The organism is Labrys sedimenti (assembly GCF_034424805.1).
GTDB lineage: Bacteria > Pseudomonadota > Alphaproteobacteria > Rhizobiales > Labraceae > Labrys > Labrys sedimenti.
The window spans coordinates 50,333-70,064 of record NZ_JAXOUF010000026.1 but is presented as its reverse complement, the minus strand read 5'-3'; the positions used below and the strand labels follow the sequence as shown (position 1 = coordinate 70,064).

General features: G+C 61.2%; 20 protein-coding genes. 18 read left to right on the top strand and 2 right to left on the bottom strand.

Going from position 1 to position 19,732, the window contains the following annotated elements; genetic code table 11:
- Positions 1-186: 186 nt before the first annotated feature.
- A complete protein-coding gene (locus U1R88_RS32390) occupies positions 187-1,200 on the bottom strand; it encodes an AraC family transcriptional regulator (RefSeq protein ID WP_322435018.1) in 1,014 nt (337 codons plus the stop codon).
- 59 nt (positions 1,201-1,259) lie between these two features.
- On the opposite strand from U1R88_RS32390, the gene U1R88_RS32385 reads away from it, so the two are divergent.
- The 3 genes from U1R88_RS32385 to U1R88_RS32375 all read left to right on the top strand — a co-directional run bounded on the left by U1R88_RS32385 (position 1,260) and on the right by U1R88_RS32375 (position 4,154).
- The gene (locus U1R88_RS32385; protein WP_322435017.1) at positions 1,260-2,327 is read left to right on the top strand and encodes an aldo/keto reductase; all 1,068 of its coding nucleotides are present in this window, start codon (positions 1,260-1,262) and stop codon (positions 2,325-2,327) included.
- Positions 2,328-2,591: 264 nt separating this feature from the next.
- The gene (locus U1R88_RS32380) at positions 2,592-3,605 is read left to right on the top strand and encodes an SDR family NAD(P)-dependent oxidoreductase (protein ID WP_322435016.1); all 1,014 of its coding nucleotides are present in this window, start codon (positions 2,592-2,594) and stop codon (positions 3,603-3,605) included.
- Positions 3,606-3,920: 315 nt separating this feature from the next.
- Positions 3,921-4,154, top strand: a complete 234-nt coding sequence (locus tag U1R88_RS32375; RefSeq protein ID WP_322435015.1) for a hypothetical protein — start codon at positions 3,921-3,923, stop codon at positions 4,152-4,154.
- A gap of 397 nt (positions 4,155-4,551) precedes the next feature.
- Here U1R88_RS32375 and U1R88_RS32370 read toward each other — a convergent pair whose 3' ends face one another.
- A complete protein-coding gene (locus U1R88_RS32370; RefSeq protein WP_322435014.1) occupies positions 4,552-4,854 on the bottom strand; it encodes a hypothetical protein in 303 nt (100 codons plus the stop codon).
- 153 nt (positions 4,855-5,007) lie between these two features.
- Here U1R88_RS32370 and U1R88_RS32365 point away from each other — a divergent pair, with 153 nt between their 5' ends.
- The 15 genes from U1R88_RS32365 to U1R88_RS32295 all read left to right on the top strand — a co-directional run bounded on the left by U1R88_RS32365 (position 5,008) and on the right by U1R88_RS32295 (position 19,534).
- Complete coding sequence (locus tag U1R88_RS32365; RefSeq protein ID WP_322435013.1) at positions 5,008-6,168, top strand: mandelate racemase/muconate lactonizing enzyme family protein; 1,161 nt, start codon at positions 5,008-5,010, stop codon at positions 6,166-6,168.
- Between the two features lie 34 nt (positions 6,169-6,202).
- Complete coding sequence (locus tag U1R88_RS32360; protein ID WP_322435012.1) at positions 6,203-7,372, top strand: M24 family metallopeptidase; 1,170 nt, start codon at positions 6,203-6,205, stop codon at positions 7,370-7,372.
- A 48-nt stretch (positions 7,373-7,420) separates the two neighbouring features.
- Positions 7,421-8,860 carry an amidohydrolase family protein gene (locus U1R88_RS32355; RefSeq protein WP_322435011.1) on the top strand — a complete coding sequence of 480 codons (1,440 nt, stop codon included), beginning with the start codon at positions 7,421-7,423 and terminating at the stop codon, positions 8,858-8,860.
- A 204-nt stretch (positions 8,861-9,064) separates the two neighbouring features.
- On the top strand, positions 9,065-10,153 hold the full coding sequence (locus U1R88_RS32350; RefSeq protein WP_322435010.1) for an NAD/NADP octopine/nopaline dehydrogenase family protein: 1,089 nt from the start codon (positions 9,065-9,067) through the stop codon (positions 10,151-10,153).
- The gene (locus tag U1R88_RS32345) at positions 10,150-11,040 is read left to right on the top strand and encodes a dipicolinate synthase subunit DpsA (protein WP_322435009.1); all 891 of its coding nucleotides are present in this window, start codon (positions 10,150-10,152) and stop codon (positions 11,038-11,040) included. The genes U1R88_RS32350 and U1R88_RS32345 overlap by 4 nt, the downstream gene beginning before the upstream one ends.
- Positions 11,037-12,383: a dihydroorotase gene (locus U1R88_RS32340; RefSeq protein ID WP_322435008.1), complete on the top strand. Its 1,347-nt coding sequence runs from the start codon at positions 11,037-11,039 to the stop codon at positions 12,381-12,383. Before U1R88_RS32345 ends, U1R88_RS32340 begins: the two co-directional genes overlap by 4 nt.
- Positions 12,380-13,051, top strand: coding sequence for a resolvase (locus U1R88_RS32335; RefSeq protein WP_322435007.1), 672 nt, complete (start codon positions 12,380-12,382; stop codon positions 13,049-13,051). The genes U1R88_RS32340 and U1R88_RS32335 overlap by 4 nt, the downstream gene beginning before the upstream one ends.
- 13 nt (positions 13,052-13,064) lie before the next feature.
- Positions 13,065-13,265 carry a 2-hydroxymuconate tautomerase gene (thmT, locus tag U1R88_RS32330; RefSeq protein ID WP_489671959.1) on the top strand — a complete coding sequence of 67 codons (201 nt, stop codon included), beginning with the start codon at positions 13,065-13,067 and terminating at the stop codon, positions 13,263-13,265.
- Positions 13,262-14,251 carry an isochorismatase family protein gene (locus U1R88_RS32325; RefSeq protein ID WP_322435005.1) on the top strand — a complete coding sequence of 330 codons (990 nt, stop codon included), beginning with the start codon at positions 13,262-13,264 and terminating at the stop codon, positions 14,249-14,251. Before thmT ends, U1R88_RS32325 begins: the two co-directional genes overlap by 4 nt.
- Positions 14,252-14,326: 75 nt before the next feature.
- Positions 14,327-15,136 carry a GntR family transcriptional regulator gene (locus U1R88_RS32320; protein WP_322435004.1) on the top strand — a complete coding sequence of 270 codons (810 nt, stop codon included), beginning with the start codon at positions 14,327-14,329 and terminating at the stop codon, positions 15,134-15,136.
- A 21-nt stretch (positions 15,137-15,157) separates the two neighbouring features.
- Positions 15,158-15,625, top strand: coding sequence for a RidA family protein (locus tag U1R88_RS32315; RefSeq protein ID WP_322435003.1), 468 nt, complete (start codon positions 15,158-15,160; stop codon positions 15,623-15,625).
- 2 nt (positions 15,626-15,627) lie between these two features.
- Entirely contained in the window at positions 15,628-16,623 is a 996-nt protein-coding gene (locus U1R88_RS32310; protein WP_322435002.1) for a CobW family GTP-binding protein, read from the top strand.
- A gap of 224 nt (positions 16,624-16,847) precedes the next feature.
- Positions 16,848-17,837 (top strand): ABC transporter substrate-binding protein, encoded by a 990-nt coding sequence (locus tag U1R88_RS32305; RefSeq protein WP_322435001.1) that lies wholly within the window; start codon positions 16,848-16,850, stop codon positions 17,835-17,837.
- Positions 17,838-17,957: 120 nt separating this feature from the next.
- Entirely contained in the window at positions 17,958-18,677 is a 720-nt protein-coding gene (locus U1R88_RS32300) for an ABC transporter permease (RefSeq protein ID WP_322435000.1), read from the top strand.
- 56 nt (positions 18,678-18,733) lie between these two features.
- Positions 18,734-19,534 carry an ABC transporter ATP-binding protein gene (locus U1R88_RS32295; RefSeq protein WP_322434999.1) on the top strand — a complete coding sequence of 267 codons (801 nt, stop codon included), beginning with the start codon at positions 18,734-18,736 and terminating at the stop codon, positions 19,532-19,534.
- Positions 19,535-19,732 lie beyond the last annotated feature (198 nt).

The window sequence follows — 19,732 nt, the reverse complement described above, 5'->3', positions numbered from 1 at the left end:
GGGTGGAGCAGCCCGGTAGCTCGTCAGGCTCATAACCTGAAGGCCGCAGGTTCAAATCCTGCCCCCGCAACCAAGTCTGTCATAAGTCGCTCGCCATCTGGGTCTAATCGCCCCGGTGGCGTTTTGCGTTTGAAGCTTGAAATCGATGAGCACAATTCGCAAATGCTCCAAGATCGGCCTTCGGGGCTATTCTGCTTCTACCGCGCGGCGGTCCACCTTGCGACGGCGGCGCTCCGTATAGGTCTGCATCGCCTCCTTTCGGAAGCGACCTGGCGAGACACCGGTCGCGCGGCTGAACGCATTGCTGAATGCACTTTCGGAGCGATATCCTAGGGACCAGGCAATATTGGCGACGGAACGATCCGTCTCGCCTAATTCTCTTTCCGCCAGGCGCATCCGCCAATTGAGTACATAGGTCAAAGGCGGGACACCAACGACGTCGCGAAAGTGCACCGCGAACGATGTGCGCGACATTCCGGTCAGCTTCGCCAACTCCTCTAGATTCCATGCATGCGATGGTTTCGCGTGGATTCCTCGTAGCGCGATCGAGATGCGTCTGTCGTCGAGTGCGGTGAGCCAACCGGATCCTTCTGATTTGGTCGACGCGATGTGGAGCCGCAGAGCTTCGACGAATAGCAACTTTGCTAAGTGCGTGATCGCGGTTGTTGAACCAGCGCGCTTGCGCTGCGTCTCCTCGGCCAATTCCGTAAGGAGCCAGCGCAGCTTCGCGGCCTCTCCTCTCTGACCAGTAACATGAACCAAAGGAGGGAGACCTTCTCGCAAGAAGCCGCAACGTTGCTCATCAACCTCCAGCAGCCCGCCGATCATCTGGAAATCGGAGCCTTCCCCAATGCGCAAGTTGCCCTCTGGATCCCGTTCGAGCGGAGCAGAACCCGCGTTCGTAAGCCATTGCGTGGCGCTTGCCAGGGTGACCCCTGGCGCCGCATTCGTGATTACGATGTCACCTGCCTCGAGCCGCACCGGGGCCGCTGAGCCAACTCCGGTCCACAACCAGCACATTCCTCTCACGACGGCGAGAAACTTCACCGCATCCGAACGGTGGAATTTGCGCGCCCAATCACCCCCCGCAGCAAGTGAGCCGGTGAGAACGCATCGAGCGTCGGCGAGATCGAGGACATCTGAGAGCGGGTCAGTGTGCATCGCTGTACTATCTCGCATAAACATTGCACGATCAAGCATTCATCATTCCAGATGGGCGCTCCATAAAGTCGCAAACCTCGCGGAAAAAGGAGTCCCACATGCCCCTTGATCACTTCATCACGCTCGGCCGTTCTGGCTTACGCGTAAGCCCGCTGTGCCTTGGCGCCATGACATTCGGGGAAGACTTCGGCTGGGGTGCGAGCGAAGAGAACTCGCATGCGATGCTGTCCGCGTATCTTGAGCGCGGCGGGAACTTCGTCGACACAGCAAATATATACACAGGCGGCCATTCCGAGAAGATCATCGGAGATTATCTACAGCAAGGAAATGTTCGCCGTGATGGGATCGTGCTTAGTACGAAGTTCTACTGCAGCCTGTTTCCCGGGGACCCGAACGGCGGCGGTGCTGGGCGCAAGGCGCTCTTGCAACAGTGCGAAGCGTCGCTGAAGCGGCTCCAGACTGACTTCATCGATATTTACTGGCTACACAACTGGGATCAGACAGCTCCTGTCGAAGAGACTTTGCGAGGCCTCGATGATCTCGTTACGGCGGGTAAAATCCGATATGTCGGCTTCTCTGATACCCCCGCCTGGAAGACTGCTGAAGCACAAACTATCGCCTATTTCCGGGGGTGGGCGCCGATCATCGCGCTGCAGCTCGAATACTCGTTGCTGGAACGGACCAGCGAAGGTGAGCTTTTCCCAATGGCCCAGGCGTTAGGAATGGGCCTCATGCCCTGGTCGCCGCTGAAGAGTGGGTTCCTGACCGGCAAGTTCAAGCGGGGCTGCAGCGAGAACGTCGATACGAAGCGTACCAACTTGGTGGGCCTTCCGAGCGAAACCGATTACGACATTATCGAAGCGGTCGCGGCCGTCGCATCGGAGCTGGGAGTGAGCTCGGCGTCGGTCGCGCTGGCCTGGGTTCGCTCGAGGGCGGGTGTGAGTTCTACGCTCGTGGGCGCCAGGCGTGTCGATCAACTCCTGGCAAACCTCAACTCCCTCGACCTCAATTTGTCGCCCGAGCAGATCAAGAAGCTTGATGATACCTCCAAGCCGAAACTGAATTTCCCGGCTGAGAATAACAAAACACTAGCGCCGATGATCGGCTTTCCGGGTACGACCGTGGACGGACTAACGGTGCCCTCAGCATCGCGCCTCTCGGCCTAACTAACGCTCAAGGACTTGCCTTCTGCTCAGGCTGCCATCCAACTCGCAGCGGATGGGATTGGTCAGCACCCCTAATCACTGAGGTCAACCCATTCATACGGCGCCGCGCCGTATGTCATCTATGCGCTTCACGGAACGTCGGATCGGGCGTTCGCTGCCATAGCCCGCTGAAGATGAACGATCGCTCATATTTTATGAACCAACAAGCATTCAGCGTTCCGCTCCAGTCGACTATTCCATCTCCACGAAAACGGAGATACTGCAATGAACACAGCACAGGCACCGATCCGTTCAGGATTTAGCCGCGCTTCCACGACCATTGACGTCATTAAGGGTGTCGACCTCGTCGGCAAGGTGGCGATCGTCACGGGCGGTTACTCAGGTCTCGGGCTTGAAACAGCGCGCACCCTCGCCTCAGCAGGCGCGCGGATCATCGTGCCGGCACGTGACGTCGAGCGTGCGCGAGAGGCCATCGCCAAAGTTGGCGGTGGCATGGAGGTACAATCGGTGGACCTCACCGATCCTCGCTCCATCGATGATTTCGCACGCGACTTCGTTGAATCGGGTCTTGCGCTCCACATGCTCATCAACAATGCCGGGATCATGGCGCTCCCGGAGCTGAAGCGGGATGCGCATGGCAATGAGCTCCAGTTTTCAACCAACCATCTTGGTCATTTTCGACTGACCCTGCGGCTGTGGCCGGCGCTTCAGCGGGCTGGCGGCGCGCGCGTCGTGTCGGTGTCGTCGGCCGGGCATCGTTTTTCTCGGGTGGTGTTCGAGGACATTAATTTCCAGCGCCGCGACTATGAGCCTTTCAAGGCCTATGGTCAGTCGAAGACGGCCAACATCCTCTTCGCGGTCGCCCTCGACCGGCGAGGCAAGGGAGAGGGCATCCGCGCGTTCGCGCTTCATCCCGGCGGAATCGCGGGAACAAATCTCGGTACGCACGTCGGTGTGGAAATGTTGAAAAAGACCGGGTTCGTCGACCAGAATGATCGGCCGATCCTCGATCTTAGTCGCGACCTGAAATCAGTGCCACAGGGTGCGGCGACCCATGTCTGGTGCGCGGTTAGTCCGCAGCTTGACGGCAAAGGTGGTGTGTACTGCGCCGATTCCGACATCACGCCCGTGCTGCCGGAGGGCGATGCCGTCAATCTGGGCAGCGAAGATCGGGCCAATCGCCTGACCGGCGTTGAAGCCTATGCGATCGATCCGGATGCGGCCGAAGAGCTTTGGCATACAAGTGAGATATTCACCAATGTCGCCATCCAAAGCTAACTTTGACGTGGGCGCTTCCATCAATCACCTACATCGTAATGCCTCGCGGGAAATCGCGGTTTCCAGCACTGTAGCGTGCCATGGCGTATACCTTAGTTGCGCTCCCCCGCAACCAATTCTGTCATAAATCAATTACCGTCCTGATTTGAACATCAGGGCGGTTTTTGCGTTTAGGGTCTACAATTTAAGCGGCTGCATCTGCGTGTTAAGTGATACCTTTCACAAGCTTGACGAGTTCAAGATGGTTCAGGCGGCCCCCGGCCCGTGCCGCGTAGTCTTTGGCGCCAGGCTGAGAAGGAGCAAGGTCAATGGTGCTTGAAGACCTGCGTGCACGAACGGATGGCAGGGCTTTACCGGTCCGATCTGGAAACGATGTTCGCGTATTCTGATGGCAGGCTTTTCGACAGGCCGGACAGCGCCATCCGCTGGGAGCGAGGAGAGTTCACGATGGAGCGCCGTGTGTATATCTATATCCGCATGGAATTGGATCGCTTGGAAATACATAGCGATGAGATTGAGGAACTGCATCGGGCGCGGGCAGAGCAGTAACGGCCAGTCCGACTATCAACCTCGCTGGCGCATCTGCCATCTCAAGGGACGATCCTCGTCGACCTACCTCAACCCGTATAGAATGTTTGCCACCGTGGCGTTCAGCTTGGCGGTTGGTTTTGTCGCCGTCTCGCGGGCGCAGTTCAAGGGTCGCTGTCAATACTCCGATCTGGGCGAGGACCGCTCCGGCTCGCTTCCGCTCCATTTGTGCATGGAGGCGGTGCGTTTGAAAGCATGAGCCCTTTTCGGGTGATCGGCTTGGAGAACATGGCAGCCGGCGAGGGGGAGGACGGTATTCTGCGCGCGATACACCGCGGGATCTCACCCTCGATCTTTTTCTCCCCAGAGCCCGAATTGGTTTTATCCAGCACGAAGCTCTTGACCATGCTTCCGGCGCCTAGCGGTCGCTGTCGAGCTCGTAGACATGCCTTTCGAAGCGCAGCACCAGGCTGTGCATGTGGTGGCGCGCCGCTTCGAACGCTTGCGAGCCGGCTCTTACGGCTCTGTCGGCCTCATAGGCCTGCCTGGACGCGAAGCCGCAATCCCAGCGAACGTCGGGTCCGTCGCCTTCGCGCTTGACCAGTATACGCCCGGGATCAAGCCCCAAGGTGCAGCGGATGGCGCTCGCCTTGCGGCGCTGCTCCAAAACCGCGCCAGCCTGGCCTTCCTTGGCATAATAGTTGGTCGTTTCAACGATCATTTTCCCCTCCTTGCATCGGCTGTGCCTCGTTCCGCGACCTCAGCGGTTCATTCCGCTTGACGGTTCGGTATCATGATCATAATGTGTGATCACACATACAGATCGCGAAATTAACGCCATGCTTTCGCGTTGACAAGAATAAGGTGGGAAGCCGTGCCGACGATCAAGTCTATCGAAACGCTGGTGGTCCAGCTGCCGACGCGACGGGAGCACAAATGGGCAGGCCTGACTGAAGTCATCGGTCGCTATGTCGTCGTCAGGATGACCGATAGCGACGGTCGCGTCGGCTGGGGCGAGGCTCCTGCGCTCAAGGATTGGGGCGGGGAGTTTGGCCGGTATTTCGGCGAGTCGGCGCTGATCACACGCGCCGTCATCGATACATACCTTGCTCCGGCGGTGATCGGGCTGGAGCTCGGCAATTTCGCCGAGCTGCATGCCCGCATGGATGCGATCATTCGCGGCTATCCCTATTCGAAAGCGGCCGTCGAGTTTGCAGCCTATGACCTGACCGGGCGCTGGCTCGACGTTCCCGTCCACACGCTGCTCGGCGGCAAGGCGCGCAGCCACGTGCCCGTGACCCATTCGATCGGCCTGATCTCGATCGAGGAAGCCCGCGGCGAGGTGGCGAAGCTGGTCGGGGAAGGTATCAAGACCATCAAGGTCAAGATCGGTGTCGACCCGGCCCGTGATATCGCCATGGTGGATGCCATCCGTGAGGTTGCCGGAGACGCGGTCGAGATCTGTGTCGATGCCAATGAGGGCTACAAGACACCGGGCGAGGCGGTGCAGACCGTGCGCGGGATGGAAAAGAACCGGCTCAAATATGTCGAGCAACCGGTGATGGGCATCGAGCGCATCGCGGAGGTCGGCCGTCGCATCGATGCGCCCGTCATGGCGGATGAATCGGCCTGGAATGCCCATGATGCCATCCAGATCATCCAGCATGGCGGCATCCAGATCGTCTCGATCTACACCACCAAGGCCGGCGGTCTCTACAAGGCGATGGAAGTCGGTGCTGTATGCAGGGCTGCCGGCATCGTCTGCAACGTCAACGGTTCGATCGAGACCGGCATCGGCAATCTCGCCAATGTTCAATTGGCGGCCGCCTCGCCGGCGGTGACGCTATCCTGCGTCATCCCGGTGTCGACGCCCGCCGAAGCCCAGCACGGGCAGGTCGGCGGTATCTATTACAAGGACGACCTTCTCGTCGAGCCGATGCAACTGGTCGAGGGCGCGATCGTCGTGCCCTCCGGCCCCGGCATGGGCATCGAGGTCGATATGTCGAAAATCGAGAAATACCGCGTCCGGAACTGAGAGCGCATATCCAGCCGCGGAGAGAGGAACAATCATGCGGGCAGAAATCGTTGCAAAGCAGGTCAAGGCAATGGCGGAGCATGGGCTCGATGCCATCATCTCGTGCTCGCCTGAGAATTTCGCGTATCTGGCGGGATTTGTGGTGCCGTCACAGCCACTGATCCGGCACCGCCACGCTATGGCCATCGTCACCGCCGATGGCCGCACTGCCGTCTTCGGGGTCGATATGGAGGCTTCCACGATCAAGCGTCGCTTGCCCGAGGTGGCTTCGCGCATCTGGGCCGAATTTTCAGACGACCCGATGGCGGTGCTCGCCGGACAACTCGCCGAGCTGGGCCTTGCCAAGGCGCGCATCGGGCTGGAGATGGATTATCTGCCGGCCGGCGATTTCGCCCGCCTCGTTGCCGCCATGCCCGGTGTTCGCTTCGAGCCGGCCGAGGCCATCCTCGCTCGCCTGCGCCAGATCAAAACCGCGGACGAGATTGCACTCTTGCGTAGATTGTCGCGTATCGCCGATCAGGCGATCACCGATGCGCTCGCAGCGGTCGATGCCGGCGATACGGAGATGGATATCGCCGGACATCTGACCCGCAATGTCTATTCGCTCGGCGCCGAGCACTTCAAACTGTTGATCGTTGCCACCGGTGAGCGCAGTGTGCTGCCCAATGTCGGCCCATCCGACCGCGTTCTCAAGCAGGGCGATGTCTGCCGTGTCGAGATCTTTTCGGTCATCAACGGCTACCAGGCCGGCGTGTGCCGCACGGCCATCGTTGGCCAGGCACCGCCCATGGCCGACAAGATCTGGGCCCACCTGATCGAATGCAAATATGAGATCATGGCAAAGGTGAAGCCGGGCGCGAACTGCCGCGCGATCTATGACGCTTTCATCGCCAAGCTGGCGAAACTCGATCTGCCGCCGATCTCCTTCGTCGGCCATGGCATCGGCCTGCATCTGCACGAGGATCCCTATCTCGGCCTGACGCCGATCCTCGGCAAGCCGGGTAGCGACGCGCCGCTCGAAGAGAACATGGTGCTCGGCTTCGAACCGCTCTGCTACGACACCGGTCATGGGTTCGGGATGCAGAACAAGGACATGCTTCTGGTTACCGCGACGGGCTCGGAGCTTTTGTCTGACGTTGCCGACACCGACAAGCTCATCGTCTGCGGCACGGCAAAGCACGACAAGGTCAGGGCCGTCGCCTGACCGCAAGCAATGAAGAGAAGGTGCGGACCGGGATCTGGGTGAAGCCGAATGCGGACATTGATTGAAAATTTGAACTTTGCCTTCACCGTCGACCGCGATGACACGGTGTTGCGCAACGCCAGCGTGGTGATCGAGGACGACCGTGTCGCCGATATCGGTTCGGCCGCGGATGTCGCCAGGCGTCAGCAGGGCAAGAGCTTCGACAAGGTGATCGACGGTGCAATGCTGGGGATGTGCCCGGGTTTTGTCGATAGCCATGTACATCTGTCTGAGACATTGTCTCGCGCGGTTTTTCCGGACAACCTCAACACGCGCGCCTGGGTTTTCCATTGGGCCAAGCCCTTCTATGCCCATGTCACCGAGGAGGACGAATATTGGGGCGCGCTGCTCGGCATCACCGAGATGCTGCGCTGCGGTACCACTTGCTTCCTCGACATGGGATCCCAAAATGACCCCGGCATCGTCATCCGCGCCATGGACAAGACCGGCATTCGCGGCATCACCGGGCGCCACGCCGCGGATAATCCGCCGGCCGAGCTGCCGCGCGGCTGGACCAAGCAGATGGCCGATCATCATTTCTTCCCGGATGCCGCCACGGCGCTGAACGTCCTCGAGGACTGTGTCAGGCGCTACAACAATACACTCGGCGGACGCGCGCGCTGCTGGGTCAATATCGAGGGCAAGGAGCCGTGCAGCCTTGAGCTCCATGTCGGCGCCGTGGCGCTTGCCGAAAGGCTTGGTGTCGGCACCACCTATCATTTGGCGACCTCGATCGAAGAGGCCAAGGTTTGCGAGAGCAAATATGGCTGCTGGCCGATCACGCGCATCGACCGCGCCGGAGGGATCCGTAGCAATCTGGTGATTGCCCACGGTGCCGCGGTTTCGGACGAGGAAGTCCGCCTCCTGGCCGAACGCGGTGCCAGCGTGGCATTCTGCCCATGCTCTTCCTTCAAACTGGGCAAGGGCGCGACCGCAATCGGCAAATATCCCGAAATGGTCAAGGCCGGCGTCAAGGTCGGGCTTGGCACGGATGGTGTTTCGGCAGCCGGCAATATGAACCTGATGCGCCAGATGCTGGTCGTCGCCGGCATGTTCAAGGATGCTCGTCTCAAGCCCGACATCTTCACCGCTCGCCAGGCACTGCGCGCCGCGACCATCGAGGGAGCGCGGGCCTTGATGTGGGACGACGAGATCGGCTCGCTGGAAGTCGGCAAGAAGGCCGACTTCATCCTGTTCGACCTCGATCATGTCGAGTGGACACCCTTCCATGATCCGTTGCAGGCGCTGGTATTCTCGGCATCGACCGCATCGATCAGCCAGACATGGGTCGACGGCAGGGCGGTTTATGCCGACGGCAAGGTCCAGGGCGTCGACGAAGCCGCAATCCGGTGCAAGGCACGGGAGCTTGCGGCCGCTGCGGTCGTCCGTGCGGGCCTGCATGAGGAAGGCGTCGAGACGACCACCACGCTGTACGACGAGGGCAACTGACAGCTTCGCCATTCCCGGAGCTGACCGGCAAGGAGAAGATCCGCCGAGGAGCCGGCATAGCTGGCTTGACAATCAAAAATGTGATCATAAAGTGTGATCAAAATTGAAGAACGATGAAACGCTTAAAGACCGGGAGAAGCGACCGAGCTGCCGGGAACCGGCGGCGCAGGATGATCGGCCGTTTCCCGTGCCTTGGAGGAAATCATGAAAGTCGCGGTATTGGGGGCGGGTGCCGGCGGGGCGGCAACGGTCGTGGAACTGGTCCAGGCCGGCCATGACGTGCATTTCTGGGCGCGCTCGGCTGAAACGCTCGAGCCGCATGTCAGACTTGGCGGTATCGCCTATGACGGCAAGCTCGGCGAGGGCACCGCTGCTCCGGCGCTGATGACGACCGATCTCGGGGCGGCGATCGCGGGCGCACAAGTCGCCATCATCGTGTTGCCGACCTTTTCGCACGGACCGATTGCCACCGCGCTGGCTGCGGCCGGATGGCCCTCGACAAAGCCTGTCATTCTCAATCCCGGTCACACGGGCGGTGCACTGGAGTTTGCCGAAAGCTTTTCGTCGGATGGCAGCAAGGCGCCGCCCGTGGTCGAATTTTCAACTCTGGCTTACGTCGCGCGCAAATACCGCCCCGACAGCGTTACCGTCAGTGGGCGCGCCAAGGAGCTCAAGGCGGCCGTGCTCGGTGGCGGCAACGAGGTCCTGGAGATCGCCGCCCGGCTCTATCCCGGCGTAAGGCCGGTCGCCGACGTGATCGCGTCGGATCTTTCCAACGTCAATATGATCCTGCATCCGCCCGGCGCGGTGTTGGCGGCGGCCTGGGTCGAGGCGACGGGCGGCGCTTTCACCTTCTATGTCGATGCTATGACCCCCGGCGTGGCCCGCGTCATGAAGCAACTCGACGCAGAGCGGCTCGCCGTGGGCAGGGCATTCGGACATGACCTGCCCAATCTGGTCGAGGAGATGAAGCTGCTCGGCACGGTCGAGGCCGATGTTGAAGATACCGAGGATTTCCGCGCCGCCATTGCGGGCGGAGAGGCCAATAAGTGGATCAAGGGACCGGATTCCCTGGCCTATCGCTATTACAAGGAGGATTTCGGCCACGGGCTTCTGCCGTTCCTCGAATTCGCCAGGATTGCCGGCGTCGCCACCCCTGTCGCCCAGTCGCTCTATGGCCTGGCCGAGATCGCCGTCGGCACCGATTATCGCAAGGGCGGGCGCACCGCCGAGGCCATGGGTATTGCCGGTCTCTCCGTGGAGGAGCTGATCGAGAAGGTGAGGGCGAAATGAGCTGGCAGGATCTCGTCATCGCCGTGGTTGCGGGGGATGCGCGTGAGCAGGAGATCGCCCGCTGTGCCCTGCGTGCGGGTGCCGACGTGCGGGCCTATGGCTTTCCCTGGCCGGATGAAGGCATTGCCGGGGTACATCATGCCAAGGACGCCGCCGAGGCCCTTGATGGAGCCGACATCGCGCTGTTCCCGATCCCCGGCATCACCGCCGAAGGTGCGCTGTTCGCGCCGAGATGCCCGGAGAAAATCATTCCGACGCGGGAGATGCTCGCCGGGATGAAAAGGCCCGGACACATCATCCTGGGCTGGGCCGACGCCAATCTGAAGGGGCATTGCGAAACGCTCGGCATCACGCTGCACGAATATGAGTGGGACGTCGACCTGATGCTTCTGCGTGGGCCGGCGATCGTGGAAGGCGTGCTCAAGGTGATCATCGAGAATACGCAGATCACCATCCACAAATCGAACGTCATGCTGGTCGGGCAAGGTACGGTCGGCTCCTTGCTGACGAACACGCTGTTGGCTCTGGGCGCCCATGTGCATGTCGCCGCGCGCAACCCGGTGCAGCGGGCGGCTGCCTATGCCGCCGGCGCGGAGCCGCTGACGCTGGAGCAACTGCCCGACTACCTGCCCAAAATGGATATCGTGATCGGCAGCGTGCCGAAGCGGCTGCTGGAGCGTGACTTGCTGGCTCTCCTGCCCAAGCACGCGCTGCTGGTGGATGTGGCGGCACCGCCCGGCACCATTGATCGCGACGCGGCGGCCGAAATCGGGCTGAGGGCTGTCTGGGCCAGGGGCATGGGCGCGCGGGCACCGATTACCGTCGGCCGCAGTCAGTGGAGCGGCATCAGCCGGCGCATCGAGGGCATTATGGAGTTGAAGTCATGAAGGCGGATCTGGTCATCAAGAATGCGCGGGTGGTGCGTCACGACGGCGAGTTCCACGGCGGCGTGGCGGTCAAGGATGGCAAGATCGTGCTCACCGGCGGCGACCAGGCCTTGCCCGACGCAACCCGCATCATCGACGCAGAGGGCCGGGTGCTGATGCCGGGCCTGATCGATCCGCATTGCCACCTCGGCGTCAAGTTTCCGTTCCCCGAGGACATGCGTACCGAGACGGCCGCCGCAGCCTCGGGCGGCGTCACCACCGTGCTGCTCTACATCCGCAACCTCAAGGAATCCTATCTGCCCTTCTACGAGGAACGCAAAACGATCGGCGAACAGAATTCCCTCGTCGATTTTGGCTTCCATTTCGGCATCCAGCGCGAAGAACACATCGCCGAGATTCCAGAGATCATCGCCAAGACAGGGGTCAAATCGTTCAAATGCTATTTTGGCTATGAACCCGACAACCCGATCGGCATCGTGCCGGCCACCGATGGCTGGGTCTATGCCGCGATGCGCATCCTGGCCAAGGTGCCCGGCGGCGTCATCAATGTTCATTGCGAGAACACGCAGATCGCCTCCTGGATCAAGAAGGAGGTCGCGGCGACCGGGCGACAGGATCTCGGCGCCTACACCGAATCGCGGCCAGCCTTTTGCGAGGTCGAGACGATCCGGCGCATGATCTTCCTGGCCGAGAAGACCGGCTGCTCCCTGCATCTGGTGCACACCTCGGTCGGCATGGGACCGGTGCTCGCCGCCGAGGCACGAGCGCGCGGCGTTCATGTCACTGTCGAGACCTGTCCCCATTATCTCACGCGCACCTGCTATGACGAAGATCTCGACATGCGCGCCAAGATCTCGCCGCCGCTACGCGACCGCAACGAACTCGAGGGCCTGTGGGCCGGCATGCTGAACGGCTCGGTCTATAGCCTCGGCACCGACCACGTGCCCTTCCTGCCCAAGAAGCTTGAAGACATCTGGACCGAGTTCCCCGGCGTCGTCTGCTTTCCCTGGGAATTGTCCCTGATGCTGCATTTCGGTGTGCATCAGCGTGGCCTGCCGCTCACGCGTCTGGTCGAGGTCAACTCCTTCAATCCGGCCAGGCGTTTCGGCCTGTGGCCGCGCAAGGGGCATATTGATGTCGGCTTCGATGCCGATCTCGTGCTGGTGGATCTCGACGAGGAGCGCACCGTCGAGCATACCGGCAAGGGCACCTGCATCTATGAAGGTTGGAAGCTCAAGGGCTGGCCGGTGATGACCGTGGCGCGCGGCGAGGTGGTCTATGAGAACAAGGCGGTCGCCGAAGGCCGTTATGGCCGCGGCCGCTGCGTGACGATACCCTCATGACGATGGAGGCCGTTGATCACCTCGATCTGGCTGGCCGGGTTTCCGTGCTGCCGGCGCCGGTGCCGCTACGCCTGGCGGTCGACAGCCTTGTCGCTCGCCAGGCGTCGATCCGCCAGGAAAGGCTGTCGGGGATCCACAATCCCTGGGGGCATGGCGCCGGACTGACCGACCCCTGGGCGTTTCTCGCTTTGTGCGAAAGCGATCTGGTGATCGACGCGGCGCGCGCGCTGCTCGGGCCCGACATCATCTTGTGGGACAGTGAGCTGTTTGGCGAAACCTCCGGCTATGCGGCATTCCTGCACGAGGGCAGGGAAGGGCGGTACTGGCCCGTCACGCCAATCGCCGGGGCGTTGGTGCTGGTCGCGGTCGGACGCGAAAGGCCGCACGCCAGGGCGCTGGGGTTGGAGGCGATCAGTGCCCAAGCCCTGGCGGATTTCGATCCGCGGGAGCCGCTCTATGTCATCCGGCTGATGCCGGCCACCAGCCGTTTCGAGCGTGATGCCGCGCATCCCGCCCACCGCGCCTGCATGGAAGAGCAGGTGCTGATCAACTACGCCAACCGCCCACTTTGGCTGGTATCGGGTGCAGACCGGGCCGGCAATGATCTGGTCACCGGCTTTTGCCTGCCTGTGCCCGCATGGGCATCGGCGGCCCAGCGTTCCGAATGAGAGGAGACTGACAATGCCATTCGTCATCGTGGAGATGTGGGAGGGGCGCAGCGTTGAGCAGAAGCGCAAGCTCGTCAAAGCCATCACCAAGGCGATGGTCGAGGAGGCCGCCTGCAAGCCCGATCATCTGCATGTCGTGATTCACGAAACGCCCAAGGACAGCTGGGGCCGCGCCGGCGTGCTCGGCATCGACATGGAGGAGCACAAGAAATGAGTCTGGAGGTCCTCGACTATCGCAAGTCGGCCCTGCTGGTGATCGACCTGCAGAACGCCTTCATCCACGAGAAGGGTACCCTCGGCATCTCGGGCGTCGACACCAAGCGCCTGTCGTCGATCGTGCCGCCACTGGCCACGCTGATCAAGCGCTGCCAGGAGGTCGGCATCCCCGTGATCTGGACGATGCAGGAGCATTTCGCCATCGATCGCAATCGCGCCAAGAAGAAGCTGCTCGGTCACACGGCACGGCGCAAGCAAGTTTCGGCGTTGGCCGGAAGCTGGGACGAGCAGATCATCGACGAGCTCAAGCCGCTTGCCGATTTCGATCCCGCCTTCGTCATTCGCAAGCATCGCTTCGGCGCCTTCTACGAGACGCGGCTGGAGATGATGCTGAAAATGCTCGGCACCCAGCATTTGTTCGTCACGGGAGCCACCACCAATGCCTGCGTCGAGACCTCCATCCGCGAGGCCTATCTGCGGGACCTCGACGTCGTTGCCGTCGAAGATTGTGTGTCCGGCGTCAACGCCGACTGGGAGGCGACGGCCAAGCAGGTCTGGAAGCAGTATTTTTGCGAAATTGCGCAGTCTTCGGACGTGCTCGGCTGGATAGGCGACCAGATAGAACCACGGGTGACCAATTATGGTCATCAACTGATCATGGTCGACGACATCGAAAAGTCAGTCGATTTCTATACCAGGCTGCTCGGCTTTACCATCCGCCCCGCCAAGCCGCTGGCCGACGGCCGGCCGTTCACCGCCTTCCACCAGGGCATAGCCCTGATCCATGGCAAGGCCTCCGGCCATCGCCAGCTCGACCATATCGCCTTCGAGGTCAACGACGTCAGGGCCATGGACACCAGGCTGAAACAGGCGGGCGTGCGCTATTTCAACGATTTGCACGACGGTCCCTATGGGTTGACGATCTATATCGCCGATCCCGATGGTACCAAGGTCGAGCTCTATCAGGTCGGCATGACGGCCTAAGAGCAAAAGATCTTCGAGATCGGACAGTCATCGAGGGAGAGATGCACAAGTGTTGATCACATTGTAGGATCGCAGGTGCGGGCGCTGTATTCCCCGTTGCGAACAGCGATCCGCCGCGACAGGTCTGAAACAGAGTGGCGAAGAGGCAGAATGCCGAACAAAAAGAACGACGACGCCAACCCGGACAACAACGACAAACCGGCGCGTGGGCATGTCTATGAGCATGTTCTGCGCTACATGCGGGGAGGCCTGATGGTGGGCGCATTCCTTCCCGGCCAGGTGTTGAGCCTGCGGAAGCTGGCCGTCGAACTCGGCACGAGTTCGATGCCGGTCCGCGAGGTGCTGAGCCGGCTGGTCGCCGCGAACGCCCTCGAGGAGACCAAGGGCGGTTCGGTGCGCGTGCCCCGGCTGAGCCCGCAAAAGCTAGGCGATCTCTTCGCCGTGCGCGAAGTCCTTGAGGGCATGGCCGCTGAACTGGCGGGCAAGAAGGCGACGCCGGCCTTGGTCGACAAGCTGACGGCGATCAACGGCCAACTTCTGACCGCTATCGAGAAGCGCAACATTCTCAATTGTCTGGCCGCCAACCAGAAGTTCCATTTTGCGCTATATGAGGCCGCCGACTCGGAGGTTCTGATGCCGCTGATCGAGTCGCTTTGGCTGCAATGCGGCCCGACCATGTACATGTCGCTGCTGATCCCTTCGATGCCGTGGAATGCCTCGGCGCATGAGGAGATTCTCAGCGCCTTGAAGAAAAACGATGCGACGGTCGCCAAGAAGGGTGTGGTCAGCGACGTCCGCGCGACACGCAAGGCGCTGCTCAGTGTTGCCGGACCGCAAGGCATTGAATTGCCCTTCGCTCAAGGCATCGAGCTGCAATTCGACTAACAGGATCCGGAAGGGGCTGTCATGGCCGGAATAATCGATAACAGATTGGCGGAACTCGGGATTGTCCTGCCTGCGGCTCCCGTTCCCGCCGCCAACTATGTGCCGGCCCGCCGGCTTGGCAGCCAGGTCTATGTTTCCGGCCAGGTGCCGAGCGTAGACGGCAAAGATCAATATACCGGCAAGCTGGGCTCCGATTTTTCGGTGGAGCAGGGCCAGGCCGCCGCGCGGCTCTGCGCGGTGAATATTCTAGCTCAGCTCAGACGGGCCTTGGACGGCGATCTCGACCGGGTCGTCGGCGTGATACGCCTCGGCGGCTTCGTCAATGCGGAGCCTGATTTCAAGGAGCATCCCAAGGTCATCAACGGTGCCTCCGATCTCATGGTCGAGGTCTTCGGCGAGGCCGGGCGGCATGCAAGGGCGGCGGTCGGCTGCTATTCGCTGCCGCGCAACGTGCCTGTCGAGGTCGACGCCATCTTCGAGGTCGCCTGAGCGTGCAGCCGACGAACCACAATGCCGACCCCAGGATCCCGGTCCACGTGCTGACCGGTTTTCTCGGCAGCGGCAAGACCAGCTTCCTCAGGCACTTGCTCGCCGAACCCGAGCTTGCCGACACCGCCGTGGTGATCAACGAGTTCGGTGAGGTCGGGCTCGATCATCTGCTGGTGCGTGAAGTGTCTGAAGATGCGGTGCTGTTGGCCTCCGGCTGCCTTTGCTGCTCGGTGCGCGACGATTTGATCTCCACCCTGGCCGATCTGTCTGAGCTGTCGGGACAAGACGGGGCGCCGACGTTCCGCCGTGTGGTCGTCGAAACCACCGGCCTGGCCGATCCCGCGCCGATCATGCAGGCGGTGATGGGCGATTTGCGCCTGCGGCGGCATTTTCGCGCCGGCAGCATCGTCGCCACCGTGGATGGCGTCAATGGCGCCACCACGATTGCGAGTTTCATCGAGGCACAGCAACAGGTTGCGTTGGCCGACCGCATCATCATCACCAAGTCGGATCTCGTCGAGCCCTGGCGGCTCGAGGGGCTCGAGCGCGAGATCCGCGCGGTCAATCCGGCGGCACGGAGGTTGGTATCTGCGCCCATGGAAATGCCGGCTGCCTCCATCGTTTTCGATGAGGCAGCGGATTGGCGGCATTACGAGGAGATCAATGGCCCGGCACGGACCGGCCTGCATGGCAAGGGCATAGCCACCTTCACCGTCGATATCGACCGGGAAGTCGACTGGGATGCCTTTGTCGATTGGCTGGGACTTCTTCTTGCCGGGCGCGGCCAGTCGATCCTGCGGGTCAAAGGCCTCATTCCCGTGGCCGGCGATCGTCGCCCCGTGGTCGTCCACGGTGTCCAGCACGTGGTCTATCCGCCCGAATATCTGCCGCAATGGCCAGACAGCCGGCGGCGTGGATGGCTCGTCTTCATCGCCCGCGATCTGACGCGCTCTGCCATCGAAACGTCGCTGCCGGGCATCTTCGCCACAAGCCGGTAGCCCCGGATCAAGACTCTAGGCTTGGGCGAATGTAGGGCTGATGAACCGCAGGTCGTCAGTGTCGCACCTGGACATTTGCTGCCGATTCACGGCTTGACAATCTCCAAGTGTGATCACACTATGAGATCAATAATGATAATCCGAGACTGATCTCGCCAGATCTCGATCCAGAGATGAACGCCCGCAGGCCGGCGCGGCCGCGGCACTTTTCGGGGAGGAGAGCGATGTTCCACACCAAGGGTCTCATTCGTCGTGCGATGCTGGCGGCCATGGCTGCCGTGGCCGTGCTATCGGGTGGCCGGCCGGCGCAGGCCGAGGATCTCAACGTCCGTTTCAGCTGGAAGCTGAAGGGCGAGTACGGCTTTTTCTACCTCGGCCAGGAAAAGGGTCTCTACCAGAACGCTGGCGTCACCTTAAAGCTCGGAGAGGGCGCCGGCTCCCAGGCTGCCCTGGGCTCCCTCATCCAGGGCCAGGAAGACGCCGTGGTCCTGCCCGGCATCTTTGCGATTTCGGCGATCCAGAAGGGCATGCCCGTCAAGATCATCGCACTCTACCAGCCGGAGACGCCGGTCGTGCTGATCTCGCATCCGAACAAGCCGGTCAACACGCCCAAGGAACTCGAAGGCAAGACGATAGCCAGTGCCGTCGGCGAGACCGGAACGGCCTATCTCGGGGTCTTCTGCAAGATCAATCAGGTCGACTGCAGCAAGCTCAGCAAGATCCAGATGGATGCGCAGGCGCGCATTCCTCAGTTTCTGCAGAACAGGGTCGATGTCGTGAGCGTCTACACCTCAAGCGACCTTCCGGTCATCGAGGAAAAAACCGGCACGCGCTATCCCGTCCTGAACATGGCTCAATATGGTCTGGCTATTCCCGGCTTGGCCGTCGTCGCCAGCAATGCAGGCATCGAAAAGAAGGCTGCTGCTCTGCGGGGCTTTCTCGCGGCCAACGCCAAGGCCATCGCCTTGACACGCTCGGACCCGGCAGCGGCAACCGCGGCCCTCAAGACTGTGTGGCAGGCCGGCCCATCGGATCAAGTCGTTCAAAAGCAGATCGAGGCGGCTTCCCTCTCGTTCCGTTCTCCGGACGACAAACCTGCAGGCTGGATCGATGAAAAGGCGATGGCGGATGCCCTAAAACTGCTTGGCGCGGTCGAAGATGTCGGGACCCCCAAGCCGATCGCCACTTTCTACACCAACCAGCTCCTGCAGTGAGGACAAACGATGGCAAACACGCATTCCATCGGCATCGGATCCACATCGGCAAGACAGGGCAAACGCATGGGCAGAAAAAAGTCGCGAGACTCCTGGCTCGCACGTTATTCGGCGCTTGTCTTGCCGGCGGCGCTCCTCGGAACCTGGCAGGTCCTGGTTCCCGTGGTCGGTTTGTCCGAGTTCGTCCTGCCAACTCCCGCGGCGATCGCCACGCGCATGTGGAGCGAGGCGCCGTTGCTGGCCTCGCATGCCTATGTGACCTTGCTCGAGGTCATCGCAGGGTTTGCCGTGAGCGTGCTTGTCGGCATTCCGCTCGCGCTGGCGATTTTCTACTCCCGTCCCTTCGAGCGTGCCATCTATCCGCTGCTGGTGGCGCTGCAGACGGTCCCGAAAGTGGCGCTCGCACCGCTTTTGGTGCTCTATCTGGGCTATGCCTGGGCACCCAAGATCGCGCTCGCCTTCATGATCTCCTTCTTCCCGATCGTGATCTCGACCGTGGTCGGGCTGCAGGCGCTCGACAAGAACCTGGTCAGTCTGGTGCGCTCGATGGGCGCGAATGAATGGCAGACCTTCTTCAAGATCCGGTTGCCGGCGGCCTTGCCCAATATTTTTGGCGGCTTCAAAGTGGCCATCTCCTTGGCGGTGATCGGTGCAGTCATCGGCGAATATGTCGCTGCCGAGCGCGGGCTCGGCTATCTGCAATTGCAGGCGAACTCCCTCTTCGACACCACCTTGAACTTCGCCACCGTGGTGACGATTTCGGGCCTCGGCGTCTTGCTCTATTTCGCCATCGACCTCATCGAAAGCCGCGTTGTCTATAAGCGTGACGCCGCCAAATAGGCGAGCGTCCGAGGGACTGTGGCCACCACCAATTCTTCCATCAGCGAGGCAACACGATGAACGCCATCCCCCAGATGGGAGCCGCAGTCGATATATCCCGGCTTTCGAAAGTCTACGAGACGCGCGAAGACGAAGAGGTGGTCGCGCTCGACAACATCGATCTCAGGATTGAGCCAGGCAGCTTCGTCGCGGTCGTCGGACCGAGCGGTTGCGGCAAGAGCACGCTTCTGTCGCTGCTTGCGGGCCTGACTGGCGCTTCGACCGGCGTGATTGCGATCGATGGCGAACAGGTGCGTAAGCCACATCCCAAGACTGGTGTCGTCTTCCAGTCGGATCTGCTGCTATACTGGCGCACCGTTCTCGACAACATTCTCCTGCCGATCGAGATCAAGAAGCTCGACGTTACGCAGTACCGGCGCCGGGCAGAGGAACTCCTGACACAGGTCGGGCTGAATGGCTTTGGCAAGAAATATCCGTCCGAACTTTCCGGCGGCATGCGTCAGCGCGTGGCTATCTGTCGGGCACTCATCCAGGAACCGGGGTTACTTTTGATGGATGAGCCATTTGGAGCCCTGGACGCTCTGACCCGCGAGCAGATGATCATGGATCTGCAATCCATGTGGCACAGAGTCGGCAACACAGTACTCTTCATCACGCATGGCATTGACGAGGCCGTTTTCCTGGCCGACCGCGTCCTGGTGATGTCGCCGCGACCTGGCCGCATCGATCTCGATCTGAAGATCGACCTGCCGCGGCCGAGGTCCTGGAACGCGATCCACGAGGATAAGGCCTATCATGGCTATGTTCGCCAGATCCGCGACATCTTTGAAGCCAAGGGAGTTTTGGTCGCGCATTAGCGGGTCGGACGCCTCTCGGAAGTAGTACTCAATGCCTCCACTTTGGCACGCCAAAACATGTCGGGGACCATCCGCAAGAACCGCCACCAAGTCCGATTACAATTGTTGGCGTACTAATCTCAGTTCACCAGCACTCACAAGAAAGAGCTTCGGGCAGTTTTTCACCAACCACTTGCATCGCAATCTCTCGTGGAAAAT

Coding starts and splice junctions, on each gene's coding strand:
- U1R88_RS32295 (WP_322434999.1), top strand. CDS start 18,734: ATGAACGCCATCCCCCAGATGGGAGCCGCAGTCGATATATCCCGGCTT.
- U1R88_RS32350 (WP_322435010.1), top strand. CDS start 9,065: ATGAAAGTCGCGGTATTGGGGGCGGGTGCCGGCGGGGCGGCAACGGTC.
- U1R88_RS32340 (WP_322435008.1), top strand. CDS start 11,037: ATGAAGGCGGATCTGGTCATCAAGAATGCGCGGGTGGTGCGTCACGAC.
- U1R88_RS32370 (WP_322435014.1), bottom strand. CDS start 4,854: ATGATCGTTGAAACGACCAACTATTATGCCAAGGAAGGCCAGGCTGGC.
- U1R88_RS32385 (WP_322435017.1), top strand. CDS start 1,260: ATGCCCCTTGATCACTTCATCACGCTCGGCCGTTCTGGCTTACGCGTA.
- U1R88_RS32345 (WP_322435009.1), top strand. CDS start 10,150: ATGAGCTGGCAGGATCTCGTCATCGCCGTGGTTGCGGGGGATGCGCGT.
- U1R88_RS32315 (WP_322435003.1), top strand. CDS start 15,158: ATGGCCGGAATAATCGATAACAGATTGGCGGAACTCGGGATTGTCCTG.
- U1R88_RS32305 (WP_322435001.1), top strand. CDS start 16,848: ATGTTCCACACCAAGGGTCTCATTCGTCGTGCGATGCTGGCGGCCATG.
- thmT (WP_489671959.1), top strand. CDS start 13,065: ATGCCATTCGTCATCGTGGAGATGTGGGAGGGGCGCAGCGTTGAGCAG.
- U1R88_RS32335 (WP_322435007.1), top strand. CDS start 12,380: ATGACGATGGAGGCCGTTGATCACCTCGATCTGGCTGGCCGGGTTTCC.
- U1R88_RS32390 (WP_322435018.1), bottom strand. CDS start 1,200: ATGCTTGATCGTGCAATGTTTATGCGAGATAGTACAGCGATGCACACT.
- U1R88_RS32355 (WP_322435011.1), top strand. CDS start 7,421: ATGCGGACATTGATTGAAAATTTGAACTTTGCCTTCACCGTCGACCGC.
- U1R88_RS32380 (WP_322435016.1), top strand. CDS start 2,592: ATGAACACAGCACAGGCACCGATCCGTTCAGGATTTAGCCGCGCTTCC.
- U1R88_RS32360 (WP_322435012.1), top strand. CDS start 6,203: ATGCGGGCAGAAATCGTTGCAAAGCAGGTCAAGGCAATGGCGGAGCAT.
- U1R88_RS32325 (WP_322435005.1), top strand. CDS start 13,262: ATGAGTCTGGAGGTCCTCGACTATCGCAAGTCGGCCCTGCTGGTGATC.